The organism is Kitasatospora sp. NPDC057198, from assembly GCF_042670125.1.
In the GTDB taxonomy this organism is placed as follows: domain Bacteria; phylum Actinomycetota; class Actinomycetes; order Streptomycetales; family Streptomycetaceae; genus Kitasatospora.
In genome coordinates this window covers 1-2,447 of record NZ_JBHUWH010000741.1, presented here as the reverse complement: position 1 = coordinate 2,447, position 2,447 = coordinate 1, and the positions used below count along the sequence as shown (strand labels likewise).

The 2,447-nt window shown below is 75.2% G+C and carries 2 protein-coding genes and 2 pseudogenes; all 4 read left to right on the top strand.

What is annotated here, in order from left to right; translation table 11 throughout:
• Window positions 1-367, top strand: a pseudogene (locus ACFUEL_RS38480) (ArsR family transcriptional regulator); the annotation flags it as partial.
• A complete protein-coding gene (locus tag ACFUEL_RS38475; protein ID WP_380242684.1) occupies window positions 364-1,653 on the top strand; it encodes an MFS transporter in 1,290 nt (429 codons plus the stop codon). The pseudogene ACFUEL_RS38480 and the gene ACFUEL_RS38475, both read left to right, overlap by 4 nt.
• 204 nt (window positions 1,654-1,857) lie before the next feature.
• Window positions 1,858-2,241, top strand: a complete 384-nt coding sequence (locus ACFUEL_RS38470) for a hypothetical protein (RefSeq protein WP_380242683.1) — start codon at window positions 1,858-1,860, stop codon at window positions 2,239-2,241.
• Window positions 2,241-2,447 (top strand): annotated as a pseudogene (locus ACFUEL_RS38465) (hypothetical protein); the annotation flags it as partial. The gene ACFUEL_RS38470 and the pseudogene ACFUEL_RS38465, both read left to right, overlap by 1 nt.

The following is a 2,447-nucleotide window of genomic DNA, read 5'->3' as shown; positions in this document are numbered from 1 at the left end:
GGAGAAACCCTGGCGCGCGACCGCCGCCTTCACCAGTTGGGACGCCTCCCCCGCCGACCCGGAGCAGGCCGCCCCCACCGAGGCCCTGCAACGGGCCGTGCTGGACGGCTACTTCGCCCGCGCCACCGGCTGGCTGCTGCACCGCGGCACCGACACCCCCGAGTGGCGCGAGGCGGCCGGCTTCGGCGACAGCGCCGCCCTGCTCACCGCCGGCGAACTGGCCGAACTGAACGCCCGCATCGACGAGTTGACCCGCCCCTACGTGGAGCGCCTGGGCAGCGACGGCCCGCACCCCGAGGGCGCCCGCCCCGTCCAGCTGATCCGGCTCGCCGTCCCCACCGACACCCCGGAGGGACAGGCGTCGTGACCCTCCTCAACACCCGCCCGGCCGCCGCCGTCCGCCGCCGGATACCCGAGCTGCTGCACGACCCGGCCTTCCGCCGCTACTGGACCGGCCAGACCGTCTCCTCGCTCGGCGACCAGATCACCCTGCTGGTCGTCCCGCTGATCGCCGTCTCCGTGCTGCACGCCGACGCCGCCCAGATGGGCTACCTCTCCGCCGCCGGCTACCTCCCGTACCTGCTGCTCTCGCTGCACGCGGGCGGCTGGGCCGACCGCTACGGGCGCCGCCGCCGGGTGATGATCGCCACCGACCTGGGCCGCGCCGCCGTCCTGCTGACCGTCCCGCTGGCGTACGCGGCCGGGGTGCTGACCCTGGTGCAGCTGTACGCGGTGGTGCTGGCCGTCGGCGCGCTGTCGGTGTTCTTCAACGTCTGCAACCCGCCGGTGTTCGTCGCCCTGGTGCCCCCCGACCAGTACCTGCGCGGCAACGCGCTGGTCAACGGCAGCCGGGCCGCGACCTACGTGGCCGGCCCCGGGCTCGGCGGCCTGCTGGTCCAACTCCTGGCCGCGCCCGTGGCCCTGGTGGTGGACGCCTGCTCCTTCCTGGCCTCCGCCGCCTTCCTGCGGCGGATCGACCCGGTCGAGCCGCCGGCCGCCGAGGAGGGCCACGGCGGCGCCGCCGAGGGCCTGCGCTGGATCCGGCGGGCCCCGGTGGTCCGGGCCACCCTGCTCGGCACCGCCACCGTCAACCTGTTCACCTTCGTCATCGGCGCGCTGTTCGTCCTCTACGCCACCACCGAACTCCGTTTCAGCGCGGGCCTGCTGGGCGCGGTGATGGGCGCCGCGGCGGTCGGCACGCTGCTCGGCGCGGCGGTCACCGGACGGCTCTCCGCCCGGATCGGCGTCGGCCCGGCGCTGCTGTTCGGCCTGGTGCTCTTCCCCGCCCCGCTGCTGCTGCTCCCGCTGGCGGGCGGCTCGGTGACCACCTCCGCGGCGCTGCTGTTCGGCGCCGAGTTCCTCTCCGGCGCCGGCGTGATGATCCTCGACATCACCGCGGGCGCGGTCTTCGCCGCCTGCATCCCCGACGCCCTGCGCTCGCGCGTCTTCGGCGCCTACCAGGCGGTCAACTACGGTGTCCGCCCGCTGGGTTCGCTGCTCGGCGGCCTGCTCGGCAGCACCCTGGGCCTGCGCCCCGCACTGTGGATCGCCGCCGTCGGCGCGGTCTCCTCCGGCCTGTGGGTGCTCTTCTCGCCCATTCCCCGGATGCGCGAACTCCCCGTCCAGGACCCGGCGGAGAGCCCCGCGGAGTGACCCGGCCGCGCCGCGCCGCCTTCACCGCAACCCCCCAGGAACCGCGCACCATAGCGCATTCGTGCATATGCCCGAGGGATATGGCGGAAAGTCTCGCCCTCCCGTGGCAGCGCCGGTAGCGTTGCGTCCTGGTCAGACTACCGCAGGTGAAGGCGGTGACGGCGACGCACCGTGCCCCCGCACGGTGGGGAGGGAACGCGGTTCGTGCCCGGGATCGAGGAGTGCCTTGCGGAAGCCATGGGGATCGGCGGCGCCCTGGGGGTCAGCCTGGTCGACTGGACCAACGGCCTGGCCATAGGCACCGCCGGTCTCGGCCCCGACGGCGACCACGAGGTCGGCGCGGCCGACGCCACCGAGCTCGCCCGCGCGGTCACCCAGACCCCCTCGTTCGCCGACCCGGACACCGGGGCACCGCCCGCCGAGGACGTCATCGTCACCTCCGGGGGCAACTACCACCTGCTGCGCTTCGTGCCCGCGCCCTTCGACGCCAACGTCTTCCTCTACCTGCGGCTGGACCGGGACACCGCCAACCTGGCGATGGCCCGGCTGCGCCTGGCCGCCATCGCCGACCGGCTGGTGCTCTCCTGATGTGGTCCGACACCCTCGCGCCGACGGCCCCCGTGCCGCCGGCCCCGCCCGCACCGCCACTGCCGTCGGTGCCGTCCGTGCCGCCGCTGCTGGTGGCCTCCCCGGTCTCGGTGCACCGACTGGTGCCCGCCGCCGGGGGCTTCGGGGCCGCCGCCGTCCCCGGCCCGTACCTGACGGCCGAGCCCGTCACCGCCGAGACCGTCACC